Genomic DNA, 19,663 nt, shown 5'->3' with positions numbered 1-19,663 from the left:
GATGCTAGGGTGCTGCTTTCGCCGGCAACGCCGGTCTGCCCGGAGAGTTTCATGCCCGCTTTCGATCGTTTCCTGCGCCGCTGCCAGCTGGGCATGCTGGCCTTGCTGTTGGGCATCGTGCCCCTGGCGCACGCGCAGCTCGCACCTACGGGGCTGCCTGAGTCAGACAAGCAGCAGATCAAGAACTACACGCTCAATGACGATGTGTTCAATCGTCTTGCCGCGGCAACGCGCGAGGCGCGGGCCACCGGCATCCCGCCGCAGGGCGCGCCGGACCCGACCAAGGTGCACAGCCTGGATGACCTGGCGGCGCAGGCCATGGCCAGTGACGCGCGGATTCCGGCATTGGTGAAGAAGTACGGCTTTACGCCCCGCGAATTCATCGTCGCCAACATCGCGTTGATGAATGCGGTGATGGCGGCACAGGCGCGCGAAGATCCCGCGTTGTCGAACAACATGAACAAGGTCTGGGTCAACCCGGACAACCTGCGCTTCGTCGACTCGCATCGCGGGCAGATCGCCGCGCTGCTGCACGGCGAGTAATGCCGGCCAGGTTGCTTCAGTAGTTCACGGCCACGATCGCGAAGCGCGTGAGCCCGCCGGGCAGTTCCGCCTCGAATTCATCGTCGAGGCGCTTCTTGAGCGCGGCGCGCGCGAGCGGCGAATCGATGCTGATCCATCCCAGTCGCGCGTCGGTCTCGTCGGGACCGACGATGCGATAGGTCACGCTCTCACCGGACGCGATGTTCTCCAGTTCGATGCTGGCGCCGAAGAACACCGCTTCGCGATCCGCAGGCGCGCCTTCGGCGACTTTCAGCGAGGGGATGCGCTTGCTCAGGTAGCGCACGCGGCGATCGATCTCACCGAGCTGCTTCTTGCGGTAGGTGTATTCGGCGTTCTCCGAGCGATCGCCTTCGGCGGCCGCCGCGGCGAGGGCCTTGACCACTTCGGGACGCAGCGTATGCCACAGGTGGTCGAGCTCCGCCTTCAGCTTTTCGAAGCCTTCGCGAGTGATGATGGAAGTGGAGTGGAGGGCAGGCGGTCGCCAGCGGGTCATCTCGGTACGTCCGTAGTGCAGCGTTCGAAGGCCCATTCTATCGAGGGCCACATGATGCGAGGTGACTCAGGCCGGCCTGGGTTGCTGTTGCAGGCGTTGGGCCAGGGTGTCGATATCCTTGCGCAGGGGATGTTCGGGCCACGCCGCGGCCAGCTTGCCCAGCAGTACGACCGCCTCGGCGCGCTGGTCGAGTTCATCACCCAGTAGACGTGCAGCGAGCAGCCCGATGCGTGGCGCGTCCGGTGAACGCGGCCAGTGGGCGAGGTAGCCACGGCAGAGCTTGAGGGCCAGGCGCGTCATGCCCGCACGCGCGGCCTGATCAGCGAGCAGGCCCGCATGCTCGGGAGCATCCGGCAGGAAGGCGGGGTCGATCTCCATGCATTCCTGGACCAGTCCGAGCGCGCGGCGCGGCTCGTTGTTGGCCAGCAGCACGGCCGTCCAGATGTGTCCATGCTCCAGCAGGCCATCGCGCAAGCCCTCCTGGCGCAGCAGTTCTCGATAGGCCTGGTGCATCGGCACGGGCGCGCTGCGACCCTGCATGCGCGTCACCAGCATGCCGATGGCCGCGCGACGATCGGTGGAGGCGACGGCCTTCACCTGTTCCAGCAATTGCGTGTCTTCGTCGTAACCACCTTCGCGCACGAGCTCCTCGGCCTCAGGCTCGATGCCGAAGCTCTCGTGGCGCTGGTGGATCATCGCGCCCATCAGATGCAGGTTGAGGATGATCAGGTAGGTATAGGCGAAGGCGAACAGCGGCAGCGACAGCAGCTTCGGCAGGAATGCCGTCGCCAGTGAAGCCAGGATGATCAGCACGCCGGTGGCCAGGTTCAGTCCCACCGGAATCAGATACGAACTGCCGAACCGGCGCATCACCTCCCACCAGTTCACCGGGCTCATCGCCACTTCCATGCTGCCGTCGAAGGCGAGCGACATGTCGATGGCGGGCAGGGTGATCGCAAACAGCAGCACCAGCGGCCACAGGGCCGGCGGATAGAACACGCTGCTCACGAAGCAGAGCGCGACGGCGAACAGGTGGATGGCGGTGAGACCATTGCCGGCGGAGGGATTGCTGTCCACGCCGATATCAGGAGGATCGGCGTAGCCGTTGGCGGTGTGCAGCAGGCAGGTGGCCGCGTAACGCCACGTGGCCGCCCACAGCGCAAAGCTGGCGAAAATGCCGATGTAGGACGGCAGGATCACCAGGTAGTGGGCCAGCGCCAGCGCGGCGCAGGTGGCCAGGCTGCCACCGCGCAACGGATAGCCGAAGCCCGCCACGAAGCGCTCGCTGAAGGGCGTGTCGGACGAGACGGTGGCGACGCGCGGCATCAGTAACTCTCAGTCATGGCTGGTCATCGATGGAAGTACACGTTGCGTCATGCGATGGCGATTCATCGCTTGCCGCCAAAGATGCCACCCAGTACGCCGCGCACGATCTGCTGCCCAAGCTTCGAGCCCACCGCGCGGCTGGCGGATTTCGCCATCGCCTCGATCATGCCCTGGCGACGACTGGTGCCGAGCAACGCGTCCTTCACCGCATCGGTCCAGTCCGGTCCCTGCTTTTCGGTGGATGCATCGGTCGAACCGCGTTTCGCGACGACCTGGGGATCGGCGGCTTTCTCGCTGGCGCGTTTGGCGAGCATTTCGGCGGCGGATTCGCGATTGACGGCCGTGTCGTATTTGGCGCCCACCGGAGAGCGCTGGCGCACGGTGCTGCGCTCCGCGTCGGTGATCGCGCCGATGCGCGCGGTGGGCGAGGTCACCAGCACGCGCTCGACAGGCGAGGGCACGCCACCATCGCGCAGTGTCGAAGCGAGAGCCTCGCCGACGGCAAGCTGGGTGATCGCTTCCGCCACGTTGATCTTCGGATTGGCCACAAACGTTTCGGCGGCGGCTTTCACCGCCTTCTGGTCGCGTGGCGTGAAGGCGCGCAGAGCATGCTGCACGCGATTGCCGAGCTGGCCGAGAATGTTGCCGGGCACGTCGTCCGGGTTCTGCGAACAGAAATACACGCCCACGCCCTTGGAACGGACCAGGCGCACCACCTGTTCCACGCGCTGCAGCAAGGCTGGCGGCGCGTCGTCGAACAACAGGTGCGCTTCGTCGAAGAAGAACACCAGCTTGGGCTGGTCGAGGTCACCCACTTCGGGCAACTGTTCGAACAGTTCCGACAGCAGCCACAGCAGGAAAGTGGAATACAGGCGCGGCTTGAGGATCAGCTGGTCGGCGGCGAGGATGTTGATCACGCCGCGTCCGCTCATGTCCTGGCGCATCAGGTCGGAGAGCTCCAGTGCCGGCTCGCCGAAGAACTGATCGGCGCCGTCCTGCTCCAGTTTGAGCAGCGCGCGCTGGATGGCCGCGATGCTCTGCGTGCTGATCAGGCCATAGTGGCTGGAGATGTCCTTTGCGTTCTCACTGGCAAAGCCGAGCATGGCGCGCAGATCGGCCAGATCGAGCAGCAGCCAGCCCTGGTCGTCGGCCACCTTGAAGATCACTTCGAGCACGCCTTCCTGCGTGTCGTTGAGCTCGAGGATGCGACCCAGCAGCGTTGGTCCCATCTCGCTGATGGTGGCGCGCACGGGATGGCCGAGCTTGCCGTAGATATCCCAGAAGATCACCGGATTGGCCTGCGGCTTCCAGTCGTTGAGCTGCAGCTTGGCCAGGCGCGCCTGCAGCTTGTCGCCCGGTTCGCCGGCAGGCATCGACAGGCCGGCCAGATCACCCTTGGCATCGGCCAGGAAGCAGGGCACGCCGAGCTTCGAGAAGCCCTCAGCCAGCACCATCAGCGACACCGATTTGCCGGTGCCGGTAGCGCCCGCGATCATGCCGTGACGATTGCCGTAGTGCGGGTCCAGGCACACGCTGGTGCTGTCGTTGCGGCCGATCAGGATGTCAGTCATGGGTTCCGTCCTCTTGTGGCCGCTCGATTGTAGCCACGCGAACTCGCCCCGGGCACGCTCGTGTGTAGGTATCTGTCGCAGCGTGAGCGCATCGGATCGGTTGAGTCGCCGGGGCGATGCGCAGTAAGGTCCGTCAACTGATCCGACAGCGAAGTCGTCCATGGTTTCCCCCGCATTTCGTCGCTCCCTGCGCCTGGTCCCCCTCGCCGGCGCAACCTTGCTGCTTGCCGCCTGCGCGAGCGGTGGTGGTGCCAAGCCGAAGCCCACGCCTGAGGCCAACCAGCTCTACACACAACTCGACCAGGCCAGCCGTGGCTATGAAAACGCCGTGGCGCAGACGCGCGCCGGCAACACCCAGGCTGCGCAGCAGACGCTCGATGCATCGCTGGACCAGTTGAAGAGTGCCGCCGCGCATTGCCCGAGCACGCCGGGTTGCGATTCGCAGCGCTTCTTCTCGGTGTTCGATCGACTGCTGCGTCTGAAGGACGGCAACTTCGCGCTGGGCGATGATCTGGGTGCCATGGGCGATGAAGTGCCCGAAGGCAGCGAAAGCGGCAAGACCGGTGCGGCCAGCCTGCCCGAGGCCCAGCGCAGCGTGACGCTGTTGCGGGGGCAGCAGCTGTCCCAGCTGATCGCGATGAACGGTCCGGTGAAGGCGGCGCTGGAGATGTGGTTGACGCAGTGGCGCGGCAATCTCATGGACGCCTACATCAACTACCAGTTCCTGCGTTACCAGATGTGGCCGGAATACCAGAAGGCGGATCTGCCCGAGGCGCTGCTGTTCGGCATCCTCGCCAAGGAATCCGGCGGCAAGGTGCATGCGGTATCGCGTTCCGGCGCGGCGGGCCCGCTGCAGTTCATGTATGCCACCGGTTTGCGCTTCGGCCTCACCACCGAGGACGGCTTCGATTCGCGCTTCGATCCCGCTGCATCGGCGCGCGCCAATGCGGAGTACATGGACGAGCAACTGCGCGCCTTCAACAACAATCTCGAGTTGACCCTGGCCGCCTACAACGGCGGCGAGGGGCGCATGCGCCGCATGGTGGGCGACAACACCTCGGTGAGCCTGTACGACCCGACCATCTACAACCAGCTCTCGCAGGAAACGCGCGACTACGTGCCGTCCGTGCTGGCAGCCGCGTGGCTGTTCCTGCATCCGGAGAGCTACAACCTGCGCTTCCCCCGCGTGGACGGTGCGCCGGGCAGCATCGTGCTCAAGCGCCCGGCATCGCTGACCGAGCTGACCGTGTGCCTGGGTTCGGCCGCTGGCATGAGTGACGGCTGGTTCCGTACCTTGCGCAATCTCAATCCGCGGCTCGACCCCCAGGTCAGCCAGCCGACCGGCGTGCGTGTGATGGTGCCGAAGGTGCTGGAGAAGCCTTACGAGGCACGTTGCACCGACGGTCCGTGGCCGATCCTTGCCAACGACCTGCACACCGCCGTGTTGCCGGTGGTGCCACCGCCGCCTCCGCCTCCGGCTTCTTCGCCCTCGCGTTCGTCCAGCAGCGGCAAGACCCGCAGCTATACGGTGCGGCGTGGCGACACCCTCACCAGCATCGTCAACAAGCTGGGCTGCACCTCGGTGCAGGAAGTGGCCGAAATGAATGGCCTCAACCACCAGCACATCAAGCCGGGCCAGTCGTTGAAGGTGCCGAGCTGCCGCTGAGGCTTGCCTGGCCAAGGCTGCAAAAAAGAACGCCGCCCCTGAGGGCGGCGTTCCTTCTTCCACGGGCGGTGTTCAGGCGGCTGCGGTGGCCTGCATCCAGGTCTGCGGCGAATCTCCGCGGTGCGCTTCCTTCAGCTCGCGCAGCAGGCGCATCAGTTCGCGATGCTGCGGGCGCAGGTTGGCGTGCGGAGTGTCCTTGGTTTCGTGATAGGCCACGGCCAGCCACAGGGCGATGCCGCGCATCGAGACCTCGGGGTTGTCCGAACGGGCGCGGGCAAAGCCGATATCGGTGCCCTGGCCCCACGGCAGGTAACGCTCTTCCGGGGCCGTGCCGTAAAGGTGGGGGAATTCGGAACGCGAAGCTTGCCCAATCTCCCGCAAGGCCATGGTGCCGAGTCGGGCACGCGTGCGCTTGGGTAGCGCATGGACGCTGCGTTCGATCTCGCGGAGCTGGCGGGCCAGCTGGCGGGCGCGGCTCATGGCGATGAGGCGGGTGACAATGCGCATGGATGCTCCTCGGGCTGGCCTGGGCTGGCATCCGCTCGTTGCGGCGCCGGCAGCGAGCTTAGCCATCCCCGAGGAGGCGTTGCGCCAAAATCGTCACAAAACGACGAAACGCGTCACCCTGGGCGTCAATAATTTGACGCCATGAGGGTCACCCTTTGAGCTGCATGCCCAGGCGCTGCCCCACCTTGACTGCCTGCTGCGGGGGCAGCGGGTCAAGCTCGGCCATGCCCTCCGGGAACAGCAGGATCACCGTGGAACCCATGTTGAAGCGCGCCATCTCGGCAAAGCGCTCGAGCGTAATGTTCTGTCCGGAGAAGGACTTGCGGCGGATCGATGACGCATACGGCGGAATCACCAGGCCGTCCCATACGGTGGCCACGCTGGACACCAGGATGGCGCCGACCATCACCGCCACGAACGGGCCGTGCTCGCCGTCGAAGTGGCAGACGAGGCGCTCGTTGCGGGCGAACAGGCGGGGAATCGCTTTCACCGCAAACGGTGCCACGCTGAAGATGCGGCCGGGCACGTGCACGGTTTCCCTGAGCGTTCCCTTCAAGGGCATGTGCACGCGGTGATAGTCGCGCGGCGACAGGTAGATGGTGGCGAAGCTGCCGTTGCGGTACGGCGCGGCGCTGGCCTCGTCGCCCAGCAGTTCGGCAGCCGTGTACTCCTGGCCCTTGGCCTGGAAGATGCGGCCCTCGACGATGCGGCCCATCTGGCTGATCTTGCCGTCGGCCGGCGAGAGCACGGCGGCAGGATCGGCGTCGGCCTGTCGCGCGTCGGGCCGCAGCTTGCGCGTGAAGAACGCATTGAAATGCTGGTAGGCCAGCGGATCGGGCTGCGCGGCCTCGGCCATGTTGACCTGGTAGTTGCGCACGATCGTACTGATCAGGAAGTCCTTCCACGGCTTGAACGTCCAGCGCGTGGCCCAGTAGACCACCCGCGACAGGGCGCGGTGGGGAAGGATGTATTGGAGGAGTACGTTGAAGGTCATCCGGCAAGTATGAACGAAGCGCGGGATGATTACGCCTGGGTGACGGCCCGGCTCCGGCTATACTTGGCGGCCCCCTGAAGCCTGACAAGCCGCCGTGACCCACGAACTCGCCTCGATCATCGACTTCATCCGTTACGGCGCCAGCCGCTTCTCCGCGGCAGGCCTTACCTTCGGGCACAGCCACGACAACCCGATCGACGAGGCCACCCACCTGGTGCTGGCCAGCCTGCACCTGCCGCCGGATATCCCGCCGGCCTATGGCGCAGGCAAGCTCACCGGCGAGGAGCGCGAGCGCGTGCTGGCGCTGATCGAGCGCCGCGTCACCGAGCGCCTGCCGGTGGCCTACCTCGTTGGCGAAACCTGGTTCGCGGGCCTGAAGTTCAAGAGCGACCGCCGCGCCCTGGTGCCGCGGTCGCCGATCGCCGAGCTGATCGAGTCGGGCTTCCAGCCGTGGCTCGACCACCGCCACGTCGAGCGTGCGCTGGACCTGTGCACGGGTTCGGGCTGCATCGGTATCGCCATGGCGGAGTACAACCCCGACTGGCAGGTCGACATCGTCGACATCAGTGATGAGGCGCTGTCGCTGGCGCGCGAGAACATCGCGTTTCAGCACGTCGAGGGTCGCGTCGAGGCGATCAAGTCCGACCTGTTCAACGGCCTCGCGGGCCGTCGCTACGACCTGATCGTGTCGAACCCGCCGTATGTCACCGAGGACGAATACGCCGCGCTGCCGGGCGAGTACAGTCATGAGCCGAAGCTCGGCCTCACCTCGGGCGAGGACGGCCTGGACATCTGCTTCCGCATGCTCGACGAAGCAGCGGACTACCTCACCGAAGACGGCCTGCTGATCGTCGAAGTGGGCGAAAGCGAGCGCGCGCTGGTCGAGCTGATGCCCCAGGTGCCGTTCGTGTGGATCGAGTTCAAGGTCGGCGCGATGGGCGTCTTCGCGCTCGAGCGTCGCGACCTGATCGAGCACGCCGACGCGATCCGCGCCGAAGCGCAAGCGCGCCAGGGTCGTTGATCGACCATGGAGCTGGAGACCTCGCGGCTCCGGCTCGACGCGTTGCATCCCGTTGATGCAACCGTCCTGTTTCGCTACCGCTCCGATCCGGAGGTGGCGCGATACCAGGGCTGGCAACCCGTCACGCTGGCGGATGCGGATCGTTTCATCGGTAATCAATCGGCGACGCCCGCGCCTGGCACCTGGTTCCAGCGCGCCATTCGATTGCGCGATGGCGCGCTGATCGGCGACCTGGGTTTCTGCCTGTCGGGAGACGGCCTCGGCGAGTTCGGCATCACCGTGGCGCCAGAGCATCAGGGGAAGGGTTTTGCGCGCGAGGCCGTGCAGGTGCTGCTCGGCGAGCTGTTTGGCCGGCTGGACGTCCATCGCGTCCATGCCTCGGTCGACCCGCGTAACGAGCCGTGCATGGCGCTGATGCGTGCCCTGGGTCTTCGCCAGGAAGCCCATTTTCGCGAGAGTTTTCGGCATCGCGGCGAATGGGTGGATGACGTGGTTTTCGCCATGCTTGCGCGGGAGTGGCGCGAAATCGCGGCAAACAGCGCAGCGGTGCCCGCATCGCGCTAAGCTGTGCGGGTTTCCCCGCAGACGAACGAGCCTCGTGTCCAGCAACTCCTTCGGCAAACTCTTCACCGTCACCACCTTCGGCGAAAGCCACGGTCCCGCCATCGGCTGCGTGATCGACGGTTGTCCGCCGGGCCTGTCGCTGGCAGTGGAAGAGTTCCGCGCCGATCTGGATCGCCGCGCCACCGGCAAGACGCGCCATACCTCGCAACGTCGCGAGGCCGACGAGGTGGAGATTCTCTCCGGCGTGTATGAAGGCAAGACCACCGGCACGCCCATCGCGCTGCTGATCCGAAACACCGACCAGCGCAGCAAGGACTACGGCGACATCACCCAGACCTTCCGTCCGGGCCACGCCGACTACACCTACTGGCAGAAATACGGCATCCGCGACCCGCGTGGTGGCGGGCGTTCCTCCGCGCGCGAAACGACGATGCGCGTGGCAGCCGGCGTGGTTGCGAAGAAATGGCTGGCCGAACGCCATGGCGTGCGCGTGCGCGGCTACATGGCGCAGATCGGCGAGATCACGCCGGGCTCGTTCGACTGGGGCGTGGTGGAGCAGAACCCGTTCTTCTGGCCCGACGCGCATGAAGTGTCGGTGCTGGAGGGATACATGGATGCCTTGCGCAAATCCGGCGATTCCGTCGGTGCGCGCGTCAACGTGGTGGCCGAAGGCGTGCCGCCGGGCTGGGGCGAGCCGATCTATGGCAAGCTCGACGCCGATATCGCCGCCGCGCTCATGTCCATCAATGCGGTGAAGGGCGTCGAGATCGGCGACGGCTTTGGCGCGGTGGTACAGCACGGCAGCCAGCATCGCGATGAAATCAGTCGCGACGGCTTTGCCTCCAACCATGCCGGCGGCATCCTCGGCGGCATCAGCTCGGGCCAGGCCATCGTCGCTTCGATGGCGCTCAAGCCCACGTCGAGCATCCTCATTCCCGGCCGCAGCGTGAACCTTGCCGGCGAACCGGTCGATGTGGTCACCAAGGGACGCCACGATCCCTGCGTGGGCATTCGTGCGACGCCGATCGGCGAGGCCATGGTGGCCCTGGTGTTGATGGATCACGCGCTGCGCCATCGCGCGCAGTGCGGCGACGTCGGCGAGGTCGATCCCCGTATTCCCTAAGTTTTGGCGCGTCGCCGCGCCAACTGATGTTGAGCAGACCCATAAGCTGATGACCGCCAAACCGAAAGTCTGGGTATCTCGCCCGTTGTTCCCCGATGTGCTTGCGCGCCTGGCCGAGCATTTCGATGTCGAAGCCGAGGCTGTCGAGCGCCGACACACTGCCGATGAGCTGAAGAGGAAGCTGGCGGGCGTCGATGCCGCCGTGGTCGGCCTGGCCGATCGTGTGGACGCCGCCGTACTGGACGGCAATGCGCGTCTCAGGGTCGTCGCCAATCTCGGTGTCGGTTACAACAATCTGGATCTGGACGCGCTCACCCGTGCAGGGATCCTCGCCAGCAACACCCCCGAAGTGCTCACTGAAAGCGTCGCCGACTTTGCCTGGGCGCTGATGCTGGCGTCGGGGCGTCGCGTCGGGGCGGCGGAGCGCTGGCTGCGGGCGGGGCAGTGGCCGGGCAGCCACATGCGCTTCGACGACTGGCTGGGCCTGGACATCCATGGACGCACGCTGGGCATCCTCGGCATGGGGCGGATCGGGCAGGGTATCGCCCGCCGCGCGTTCGGCTTCGACATGCGGGTGCTGTATCACAACCGCTCGCGACTGCCTGAGACAGTGGAGCGCGAGTGCCACGCCACCCTGGTCAGCAAGGAAGAATTGCTGCGCCAGTCGGACTTCCTGGTGCTGGTGCTGCCTTTCACGCCGGAGAACCGGCATGCGATCGGAGCTCCGGAGCTGGCGCAGATGAAGCGCTCGGCGGTGCTGGTGAATGTTGCGCGAGGCGGCATCGTCGACGATGCTGCACTGGCGGCGGCGCTTCGCGAGGGCCAGCTGGCCGCAGCGGGGCTGGATGTCTTCGAAGGCGAGCCTTGCGTACATCCGGACCTGATGTCGTTGGAGAATGTGGTGCTCAGCCCGCATATCGCCAGCGCCAGCGAAGAAACGCGCCGCGCGATGGCCAATCTGGCTGTCGATAATGTGATTGCGGCGCTGGGATTTGGTGAGTCGGCCGGAAAACCGCCGACGCCGCTGAACCCGGCCGTATTGAGCCGAGTGACACCCAAAGCGTGATGACTTTCACGCCCATGCGTGTCGCAGGTTGTTTTGTGCGCTGCCCCGGCTAGATTTCCGCGCATAGCGGAGATCGGTGCCGCGAGGCGATTTTCCGATTCCTCCTACCTGATAACGGGACATGAGCAAGAAGAGCAGCTACAAGGTGGCAATGGTCGGTGCGACGGGCGCCGTGGGTGAAACCCTGCTGGCCATCCTGGCCGAGCGTGATTTTCCGATCAGCGAGCTGGTGCCGCTGGCCAGCGAGCGTTCGGCGGGCGAAAAAATCACCTTTGGCGGAAAACAGGTCACCGTACAGAACCTGGCCGACTACGATTTCAACGGCGTGGACATCGCCTTCTTCTCGGCCGGCGGCTCGGTGAGCCGCGAGCACGCGCCGCGCGCTGCGGCAGCAGGCGCCGTGGTGATCGACAACACCTCCGAGTACCGCTATCAGGACGATATCCCGCTGGTGGTGAGCGAGGTGAACCCGCACGCCATCGCCGAGTACACCACGCGCGGCATCATCGCCAATCCGAACTGCTCCACCATGCAGATGCTGGTGGCGCTGGCGCCGATCCATCGCGCCGCGGGTATCGAGCGCATCAACGTGGCGACCTACCAGTCCGTGTCCGGCGCCGGCCGCAGCGGCCTGGAGGAACTCGGCCAGCAGACCGCCGCCATGCTGAGCTTCCAGGACGTGGAGCCGAAGAAGTTCTCCAAGCAGATCGCCTTCAACGTCATTCCGCACATCGACGACTTCCAGGCGAACGGCTACACCAAGGAAGAAATGAAAATGGTGTGGGAGACGCGCAAGATCCTCGAGGACAACACCATCCAGGTGAATCCGACGGCGGTGCGCGTGCCCGTGTTCTACGGCCACGCCGAGGCCGTGCACATCGAGACCCGCGACAAGATCACCGCCGAGCAGGCACGCGAGCTGCTGGAAAACGCCGAAGGCGTGGTGGTGATGGACGAGCGCAAGGCCGGTGGTTATCCGACGCCGGTGGGCGACGCCGCGGGCAAGGATCCGGTGTTCGTCGGCCGCATTCGCGAGGACATCTCGCATGAGCGCGGCCTCGATCTCTGGGTCGTCGCCGACAACATCCGCAAGGGCGCCGCACTGAATGCCGTGCAGGTCGCCGAACTGCTCATCAAGGATTACCTGTAATGAAAGTCGTGCTGTCCAGGCTGTCGTGGTGTGCTCTGGTGCTTGCCGTGCCAGCCTGGGCAGCGCAAAACCCCTCCGCGTCGGGAAGCCAGGTCCCCGCCCAGCAGAAGCAGCTGGACCAGGCCATTTCCAGCCAGCAGGGGGAAGTGAAACGGTTGCAGGGTGACGTCCAGAAGGAAGAAGGCCGGACGCATCAGGCGGACGAGAAGCTCAAGCAGCAGGACCAGCAGATTGCCGACCTGCAACGCCAGCTCAAGGCGCTGCAGGCGACCCAGCAGGGAACCGGCCATCCCTGAGTTGAAATCCGGCCCTTTGGCGGGTGCGGACAGACAAGAACAAACTGCAGCAAGATGTTGTAAATACTGGCCGGTACTATTGTTGATTGGCTTGTACCTAACTAAAGTGACCGCGTTGCAGGTGCCACCGTTTTGCGGTGAGCCAATAAAAACGTCGGGGTCGTTCGGGGGAATACACGATGAATCGTTCGTTGAAGCTGTCTATGCTGGTGGCGCTCGCCCTCGGCAGCAGCCAGGCAGCCGCACTGGAACTGGGCCAGATCCAGGTGAAATCCGCCCTGGGGCAGCCGTTGCTGGCCGAAATCCCGGTTAATCCCGACAGCCCGGCCGAGCTGCAGAATCTGACTGCACGGCTCGCTTCCGCCGAGGATGCCGCCCAGGCGGGCGTTGCCGCGGGCCCGACGGTTCCCCTGCAGTTCGCCGTCGTCAACGGCGCCAATGGCAAGAAGGTCATCCGCATCACCAGTTCCGCACCGGTGAACGACCCTTACCTGGACTTGCTGGTCGAAGTGAACAACGCCGCCGGCAAGAGCGTGCGCGAGTTCACCATCCTGCTCGATCCGCCGAGCGCCATGGCCAACAATGTGCCGGCCACAGCCGCTCCGACGCAGGCAGCGCCGAAGGCGTCGCGCCGTGCTGCCAGCACGCCGCCGGCCGCCAGCAGTACCAGCCAGGCGGCCGCTGCGGCGCCGGCACCCGAGGCCAAGCCTTCCAAGCCGGCGGCAGCTCCCCGTGCCGCGGCTGGCGAGACATTCGGTCCGGTCGAGCGTGGCCAGACCTTGTCGGCCATCGCGCATGAAACGGCCCCCGAGGGCGTCGACTTCAACCAGATGCTGTTGGCCCTCAAGCAGGCCAACCCGGACGCGTTCTACCGCGACAACGTCAATGCCCTGAAGACCGGCGCCGTGCTGCGCATTCCTTCGAAGGCGGATGCCCAGGCAACGGCGGTCGCCGCCGCTGCTGCCGAAGTGATGCGCCAGAACAGTGACTGGCGTTCCGGCGCCGCGCGCGCACCGACTACGGTGGCCGATGCCGGTACCCGCGCCAACGCCTCGTCCGCACCGACCACGGCGGCGCCTTCAGGCGATCGCCTGGCCCTGGTGCCGGCCAAGGAAGGTGCTGACAACGCTGCCGGCAAGGGCGGCAAGGGCGCCGACAAGGCGGCGGAGAAGGGCATGGCTGCCCTTCATCAGGACCTGCTGCGCAGCCAGGAGGCGCTCACCACCTTGCAGCAGCAGGGCAATGAGCTGAAGTCGCGCCTGAAGGACCTGGAAGACATCAATGGCAAGAACGAGCGCCTGCTCTCGCTGAAGGACAGCGAGATCGCCGACCTGCAGCACCAGCTGGCGGATGCCCGCAAGGCCGCTGGACAGCCGGCTGCCGCTGCTGCCGCCCCGGCCAAGGCCGACGCGACCGCCAAGCCGGAAGCGAGCAAGCCCGAGGCTGCCAAGACCGAGGCCGCCAAGCCGGCCGCGGAAGAAACCGTGGTCAAGGCCAATGCGCCCGGTACCACGCCGGCACCGGCTGCCAGCGCGCCGAGCGCCACGGCTGCCACGCCGTCTCCCGCCAGCGAACCGGCACATGCCAGCACGACCGCCGCTGCCAAGCCGGCCCCGGTCAAGCCGGTCGCCAAGCCTGCTGCGCCGAAGCCGGCGCCGGTGGCTGATGAAGAACCCTGGTACATGCAGACCTGGGCCTGGGGTGCGGGCGCTGGCGCCGCCGTACTGCTGCTTCTGCTCGGCCTGCGTGGCCGCAGTCGCAAGCCGGCCGCTGCCGCCGGTGCCGCTTCCACGGGCTCGCTGGCCGACCGCTTCGGCACCGAGCCGACGATCGGCATGGACAGCCTGGATCCGGATCAGGACGAGCTGCTCGACCAGCTTGCCGAACACCCGGATGACGTCGGCCTGCACCTGGAGCTGGTCAGCCTGTACTACAGCCGCCGCGACGTGGAGCACTTCGAGGCTGCCGCCGAGGCGATGCACGCACATATCGCCGATCCGCAGCAGTCGGAATGGCAGGACGTCGTGCACATGGGCGAAGACCTGGTTCCCGAGCATCCGTTGTTCTCCCATGGTGCGCCGCTGCCGGTGCATGACGAGGAAGAGCGTGACGCGCTGGATCACTTCGACCTGGACCGCTACGCCGAAGAGAAGCACGAAGGCCACGACGACGAAGAGCTGCCGCCGCCGCTGCCGCAGCACGTTTCGTCCTCGAACAAGAAGGTCAGCGAGTACCACTTCGATTTCGACCTGACGCCGCGTCCGACGACAAACCACGCCCATGCTCCGGCGGGCGAACCTGTCGCTGCGGTCGGGAAGAGCGTCGAGGAAGAGTTCGAGACCAGCGGTTCGAGCTGGGCTTTCGCCGAGCCAGCCGAAGAGATGCCGGCCCACGAGCTGGACCACGAGATCGGTACCTTCAGCGACGATCCGGTGGATACCAAGCTCGACCTCGCGCGCGCCTACCTCGACATGGGCGATCCGGACGGTGCCCAGGCGATGCTCGAGGAAGTGATCCACGAGGGCACGCAGATGCAGAAGGACGTGGCCAAGCGCCTGCTCGACAGCATCCACTGACGCGCTCCGTCATCGCAGCAAACCCCGCTCGGGCCGGCCTTTGCCGGCCCGAGTGCGTTTGGGGCCTGTTACCCTTGTCGTTCCCGTAGATGGCGTTTTCCCTTCATGCGACTTGCCCTTGGCATCGAATACGACGGCACCGATTTCTCCGGCTGGCAGCGGCTGACCCACGGCGACACCGTGCAGGGCGCGCTGGAGAAGGCGTTGTCGTTCGTTGCCGCGCATCCCGTGGAAGTGACCTGTGCGGGGCGCACGGATGCGGGTGTACACGGGCGTTGCCAGGTGGTGCATTTCGACACCGAAGTGCAACGCGACCTGCGCGGCTGGGTGCTCGGCACCTGCTCCAACTTGCCGCCCAGCGTGGCGGTGCTGTGGGCACAGCCGGTGGACGAGGCGTTCCATGCACGTTTTTCCGCGCGCAGCCGGCGTTACTGCTATCGCATTCTCAATCGACCGGTGCGCGCCGCACTCGACGCGCGCTACGTGACATGGGAGCGGCTGCCGCTGGATGCCGTGCGCATGCACGAGGCGGCGCAGGTCCTGATGGGCGAACACGACTTCAGCGCATTCCGCGCGATCTCCTGCCAGGCGGCTCATGCGCGTCGCGAAGTGCTGGGCGTGAGCGTCCGTCGCGAGGATGAGCAGGTCATCATCGAAATCGAGGCGAACGCTTTCCTGCATCACATGGTGCGCAACATCGTCGGCTCGCTGTTGCCGATCGGGCGCGGCGAGCAACCGGTGTCCTGGATGGGCGAACTGTTGGCGGGGCGCAGCCGTGAAGTGGCGGGTCCTACGGCACTCGCCTCCGGCTTGACGTTCATCGGGCCGCGCTACGAAGCACGTTGGGGCCTGCCGGCGGAGGTAAGCCAATGACCCGCATCAAGTGCTGCGGCATGACCCGCGTCGAGGACGCACTGCTGGCGGCGAAGCTGGGCGCGGATGCGATCGGGCTGGTCTTCACGGAGCGCAGCAAGCGCCGCGTCACGCTGGAGCAGGCACGCACCATCGTGGATGCCTTGCCGCCCTTCGTCGGCACAGTCGCGCTGTTCATGGACGACGATGCCGAGCTCGTGCAGGAAGTGATCGAAGCGGTACAGCCGGATCTGCTGCAGTTCCATGGCCAGGAGCCGGACAACTGGTGCGCCCAGTTCGGTCGGCGCTTTCTCAAGGCCATTGCCATGGGCGAGGGCAAGGTGGCCTTGCACAAGCTGCGGCGCTATCCGTCCGCGGCTGGGCTGCTGCTGGACGGGCATGGCCTCGGTGAGGCAGGCGGCAGCGGCAAGACCTTCGACTGGTCGCTGATGCCCAACGATCTCGCGCAGCCGTTGATTCTCGCGGGTGGCCTCACCCCGGCGAACGTGGGCGAGGCCGTTCGCGTGGCACGACCGTGGGCGGTGGATGTCGCCAGTGGTGTCGAATCCGCGCCGGGCATCAAGGACCCGGTCAAGCTGGCGGATTTCATCCAGGCCGTGCGCAACGCCTCACGGTAGGAGCGCACCCAGTGCGCGACCGCAGCCTCGCCGGCTCACCTCAGCCAACGGTTGTCGCATCAGCCCGCTGCACAGGCACGTTGCGGCACCGATCGCGCACTGGGTGCGCTCCTACAGCTGGAGGCACCGATACGTTTTCCACAGCGAATGTGGATGCGTGCTGGAAAAGCCTGTGGATAGATGCGCTAACTGCCTGATCGCGAAGGCGCGGCGACGCGATGGTGCGCAAATGCGCAGTCGCTTTATCCAGGAGCTCGTCTGAACTCGGCGGCGAGCCAGCGCGCCAGCGCCTCCGATCGCTCGACTGGCATGCGCGATGGCGTCGCGAGTACCCACTGCGCCGATGAATCCACGAACCCCCAGGGCGCGACCAGTCGCCCGGAGGCCAGGTCGTCAGCCACCAGTGGCTCAGGTGCGATGGCGAGGCCACGGCCAGCGACGGCAGCTTCGATCAGGTGATACAGGTGGGGATAGCTCTGCGCTGCCGGCAACTGCACGTGGACGATGCCGGCCGCCTCCGCCCACTTGCTCCAGGCCTGGGCTCTCGATTGGGTTTGCAGCAGCGGAAGGTCTCGTGCCGCATCGGGTGGTCGTCGGGCCAGTTGGTGGGCTTGTGCGAACTCCGGGCTGGCCACCGGGCCGATGCGTTCCTGCACCAGCGGGCGCACATGCCATGACGCGGGCCATGGCGCATCACCGGCGAGCACGGCCGCATCCAGGCCGCTGAGGACATCGTCGAAGGGCGTCTCCTGCGGGCGCAGGTGCAGGTTGAGTTCCGGCAGTTCCGCCATCAGGCGCTCCAGCCTGGGAATCATCCAGCGCGCCAGCAGGCTCACCGGACAGCCCAGCACGAAAGGCGCATGACCTGCTTCCGGCCGCAGCGACTCCACCGTGTCGCGCAACTGGGCGAAGGCGGCGGTCGCCGTGTCGCGCAGGCGCTGTCCGGCGGGGGTAAGCGCGAGACCTCGTCCCTGGCGCTGGAACAGGGGCAGTCCCAATGCCTCCTCCAGTGAGCGTATGTGTCGGCTTACGGCGCCATGGGTGACATGCAGTTCGACTGCAGCCTTGCTCACGCTGCCCAGGCGGGCTGAGGCCTCAAAGGCATGCAGGGCATTCAGGGAGGGTAGCGGCCGAGGCATGGCACGTGTGAGTTTATCTGACAGGTGGTGGCCATCATATCGCTTTTGGGGAGGCGGTCTCTGGGGTAGGGTGGCGGAAGCATTTCTTCCTTCCGAGCGATCCCCATGAGCAAGATCGACTTCAACGCCTACCCCGACGAACACGGGCGGTTTGGCGCCTACGGCGGCAGCTACGTCGCCGAAACCCTGATGGCGCCCCTGGCCGAGCTGACCGAGGCCTACCTGCGCCTGCGCGAGGATCCGGATTTCCTGGCCGAGCTGGATCGTGACCTGAAGTACTACGTGGGCCGTCCCAGTCCCGTGTACTACGCCGAGCGCCTGTCGCAGCACGTGGGCGGTGCGCGCATCCTGCTCAAGCGCGAAGACCTCAACCACACCGGCGCGCACAAGATCAACAACACCATCGGCCAGGCGCTGGTGGCCAAGCGCATGGGCAAGCCGCGCATCATCGCGGAGACCGGCGCGGGCCAGCACGGCGTGGCGAGCGCGACGGTGGCCGCACGCTTCGGCATGAAGTGCGTGGTGTACATGGGCGCCGTGGATATCGAGCGCCAGAAGATCAACGTCTACCGCATGAAGCTGCTCGGTGCGGAAGTCGTGCCGGTCACCTCCGGCTCGAAGACGCTCAAGGACGCGCTCAATGAAGCGATGCGCGACTGGGTCACCAACGTGGCCGACACCTTCTACATCATCGGCACCGTGGCCGGACCGCACCCGTATCCGCTGATGGTGCGCGACTTCAACAGCATCGTCGGCCGCGAGGCGCGCGTGCAGGTGCAGGAACAATTCGGCCGCCTGCCGGACGTGATCACCGCCTGCGTGGGCGGTGGCTCCAATGCGATCGGCCTGTTCCATGCGTTCCTCAATGACGAGAAGGTGCGCATCGTGGGTGCCGAAGCAGCAGGCGAGGGCATTGCCACGGGACACCATGCGGCTTCGCTGGCGGCGGGTCGTCCTGGCGTGCTGCACGGCAATCGCACCTATGTGCTGTGCGATGACAACGGCCAGATCACCGAAACGCATTCGGTGTCGGCTGGTCTCGACTACCCGGGCGTGGGTCCGGAGCACGCATTCCTGAAGGATGCGGGCCGCGCCGAGTACGTGGGCGTCACCGATGACGAGGCGCTGGAGGCATTCCACTTGCTGGCGCGTACCGAAGGCATTCTCGCCGCGCTGGAATCGAGCCATGCCGTTGCGCAGGCCATCAAGCTGGCACGCGAATACCCGAAGGACGGCCTGGTGCTGTGCAACCTCTCCGGTCGCGGCGACAAGGACGTGCACACGATTGCCGCACGCGAAGGAGTGCAGGTATGAGCCGCATCGATCGTCGTTTCGAGCAGTTGAAGTCCGCGGGACGCACTGGGCTCATTCCGTTCGTCACCGCGGGTGATCCGTCGCCTGAGCATGCCGTTGCGCTGATGCACGCACTGGTCGATGCCGGGGCCGACGTGATCGAACTGGGTGTGCCGTTCTCCGATCCGATGGCGGATGGCCCGGTGATCCAGCACGCCAGCGAGCGGGCAATCGCGAAGGGCGTAGGTCTTGGAGACGTGCTGGGCTGGGTTTCGCAGTTCCGCCAGCGTGACGCGGACACGCCGATCGTGCTGATGGGCTACCTCAACCCCATCGAGATCCACGGCTACGTGCGCTTTGCGCAGGAGGCCGTGCAGGCCGGCGTGGATGGCGTGCTGGTGGTCGATTGTCCGCTGGAGGAGTCCTCCGTACTGCAGCCGCTGCGCCACGCGGGCCTGCAGCAGATCCTGCTGGCGGCTCCCACCACCGCACCCTCGCGTATGGTGCAGCTGTGCGGGTCGGCCCAGGGTTTCCTGTACTATGTCTCGTTCGCCGGCATCACGGGTGCGGCACGATTGAGCACCAATGACATTGCTGCTCGCGTGGCCGATATCCGTGCGAAGTCCAAGGCACCGGTGGCTGTAGGTTTCGGCGTGCGCGATGCGCAGTCGGCCAAGGCCATCGCCGGTTTCGCGGATGCGGTGGTGATCGGCAGTGCGCTGGTGGAGCGCCTGGCGGGTGCGGAGGACGTCGATGACGTCGTCGCGCGAGCCAAGGACTTCCTGGCGCCGATACGCAAGGCACTCGATGCCTGAGCTTGCTCC

The 19,663-nt window shown here is 66.0% G+C and carries 19 protein-coding genes; 13 read left to right on the top strand and 6 right to left on the bottom strand.

The features are described from left to right. Positions 1–51: 51 nt before the first annotated feature. Positions 52–543, top strand: coding sequence for a hypothetical protein (locus EPB08_RS07145; protein WP_130618370.1), 492 nt, complete (start codon positions 52–54; stop codon positions 541–543). A gap of 16 nt (positions 544–559) precedes the next feature. On the opposite strand, the gene greB is transcribed toward EPB08_RS07145, so the two are convergent. The 3 genes from greB to EPB08_RS07130 all read right to left on the bottom strand — a co-directional run bounded on the left by greB (position 560) and on the right by EPB08_RS07130 (position 3,954). Then, complete coding sequence (greB, locus tag EPB08_RS07140) at positions 560–1,057, bottom strand: transcription elongation factor GreB (protein WP_130618369.1); 498 nt, start codon at positions 1,055–1,057, stop codon at positions 560–562. A 66-nt stretch (positions 1,058–1,123) separates the two neighbouring features. Then, positions 1,124–2,383 (bottom strand): tetratricopeptide repeat protein, encoded by a 1,260-nt coding sequence (locus tag EPB08_RS07135; RefSeq protein WP_130618368.1) that lies wholly within the window; start codon positions 2,381–2,383, stop codon positions 1,124–1,126. A 62-nt stretch (positions 2,384–2,445) separates the two neighbouring features. Next, complete coding sequence (locus tag EPB08_RS07130) at positions 2,446–3,954, bottom strand: helicase HerA-like domain-containing protein (protein ID WP_130618367.1); 1,509 nt, start codon at positions 3,952–3,954, stop codon at positions 2,446–2,448. A 160-nt stretch (positions 3,955–4,114) separates the two neighbouring features. On the opposite strand from EPB08_RS07130, the gene EPB08_RS07125 reads away from it, so the two are divergent. Continuing rightward, positions 4,115–5,620, top strand: coding sequence for a transglycosylase SLT domain-containing protein (locus tag EPB08_RS07125; protein WP_130618366.1), 1,506 nt, complete (start codon positions 4,115–4,117; stop codon positions 5,618–5,620). A gap of 72 nt (positions 5,621–5,692) precedes the next feature. Here EPB08_RS07125 and EPB08_RS07120 read toward each other — a convergent pair whose 3' ends face one another. Then, positions 5,693–6,127, bottom strand: a complete 435-nt coding sequence (locus EPB08_RS07120) for a hypothetical protein (RefSeq protein WP_130618365.1) — start codon at positions 6,125–6,127, stop codon at positions 5,693–5,695. A 148-nt stretch (positions 6,128–6,275) separates the two neighbouring features. Next, positions 6,276–7,121 carry an archaetidylserine decarboxylase gene (gene asd, locus EPB08_RS07115; RefSeq protein ID WP_130618364.1) on the bottom strand — a complete coding sequence of 282 codons (846 nt, stop codon included), beginning with the start codon at positions 7,119–7,121 and terminating at the stop codon, positions 6,276–6,278. Positions 7,122–7,215: 94 nt separating this feature from the next. Here asd and prmB point away from each other — a divergent pair, with 94 nt between their 5' ends. The 9 genes from prmB to EPB08_RS07070 all read left to right on the top strand — a co-directional run bounded on the left by prmB (position 7,216) and on the right by EPB08_RS07070 (position 16,407). Beyond that, on the top strand, positions 7,216–8,142 hold the full coding sequence (prmB, locus tag EPB08_RS07110; protein ID WP_130618363.1) for a 50S ribosomal protein L3 N(5)-glutamine methyltransferase: 927 nt from the start codon (positions 7,216–7,218) through the stop codon (positions 8,140–8,142). Positions 8,143–8,148: 6 nt separating this feature from the next. Beyond that, positions 8,149–8,706: a GNAT family N-acetyltransferase gene (locus tag EPB08_RS07105; protein ID WP_130618362.1), complete on the top strand. Its 558-nt coding sequence runs from the start codon at positions 8,149–8,151 to the stop codon at positions 8,704–8,706. Between the two features lie 34 nt (positions 8,707–8,740). After that, a complete protein-coding gene (aroC, locus tag EPB08_RS07100) occupies positions 8,741–9,829 on the top strand; it encodes a chorismate synthase (RefSeq protein WP_130618361.1) in 1,089 nt (362 codons plus the stop codon). A gap of 49 nt (positions 9,830–9,878) precedes the next feature. Further along, positions 9,879–10,895 (top strand): 2-hydroxyacid dehydrogenase, encoded by a 1,017-nt coding sequence (locus EPB08_RS07095; protein ID WP_130618360.1) that lies wholly within the window; start codon positions 9,879–9,881, stop codon positions 10,893–10,895. A gap of 121 nt (positions 10,896–11,016) precedes the next feature. Further along, positions 11,017–12,045 (top strand): aspartate-semialdehyde dehydrogenase, encoded by a 1,029-nt coding sequence (locus EPB08_RS07090; protein ID WP_130618359.1) that lies wholly within the window; start codon positions 11,017–11,019, stop codon positions 12,043–12,045. After that, positions 12,045–12,341, top strand: coding sequence for a hypothetical protein (locus EPB08_RS07085; protein WP_130618358.1), 297 nt, complete (start codon positions 12,045–12,047; stop codon positions 12,339–12,341). Before EPB08_RS07090 ends, EPB08_RS07085 begins: the two co-directional genes overlap by 1 nt. A gap of 179 nt (positions 12,342–12,520) precedes the next feature. Further along, a complete protein-coding gene (locus tag EPB08_RS07080; RefSeq protein ID WP_130618357.1) occupies positions 12,521–14,917 on the top strand; it encodes a motility hub landmark protein FimV in 2,397 nt (798 codons plus the stop codon). 105 nt (positions 14,918–15,022) lie between these two features. Further along, on the top strand, positions 15,023–15,790 hold the full coding sequence (gene truA, locus EPB08_RS07075; RefSeq protein WP_130618356.1) for a tRNA pseudouridine(38-40) synthase TruA: 768 nt from the start codon (positions 15,023–15,025) through the stop codon (positions 15,788–15,790). Beyond that, complete coding sequence (locus EPB08_RS07070) at positions 15,787–16,407, top strand: phosphoribosylanthranilate isomerase (protein ID WP_130618355.1); 621 nt, start codon at positions 15,787–15,789, stop codon at positions 16,405–16,407. The genes truA and EPB08_RS07070 overlap by 4 nt, the downstream gene beginning before the upstream one ends. Before the next feature lie 242 nt (positions 16,408–16,649). Here EPB08_RS07070 and EPB08_RS07065 read toward each other — a convergent pair whose 3' ends face one another. Continuing rightward, on the bottom strand, positions 16,650–17,546 hold the full coding sequence (locus tag EPB08_RS07065; protein WP_130618354.1) for a LysR substrate-binding domain-containing protein: 897 nt from the start codon (positions 17,544–17,546) through the stop codon (positions 16,650–16,652). A 105-nt stretch (positions 17,547–17,651) separates the two neighbouring features. Between EPB08_RS07065 and trpB the strand changes: the two genes are divergently transcribed. Together trpB and trpA are read left to right on the top strand one after the other, a co-directional pair. After that, positions 17,652–18,860 (top strand): tryptophan synthase subunit beta, encoded by a 1,209-nt coding sequence (gene trpB, locus EPB08_RS07060; RefSeq protein ID WP_130618353.1) that lies wholly within the window; start codon positions 17,652–17,654, stop codon positions 18,858–18,860. After that, positions 18,857–19,654 carry a tryptophan synthase subunit alpha gene (gene trpA, locus EPB08_RS07055; RefSeq protein WP_130618352.1) on the top strand — a complete coding sequence of 266 codons (798 nt, stop codon included), beginning with the start codon at positions 18,857–18,859 and terminating at the stop codon, positions 19,652–19,654. The genes trpB and trpA overlap by 4 nt, the downstream gene beginning before the upstream one ends. Positions 19,655–19,663: the final 9 nt, after the last annotated feature.

It is taken from the genome of Dyella amyloliquefaciens (assembly GCF_004296575.1).
In the GTDB taxonomy this organism is placed as follows: Bacteria; Pseudomonadota; Gammaproteobacteria; order Xanthomonadales; family Rhodanobacteraceae; genus Dyella; species Dyella amyloliquefaciens.
This window is presented reverse-complemented; position numbering and strand designations above follow the sequence as displayed.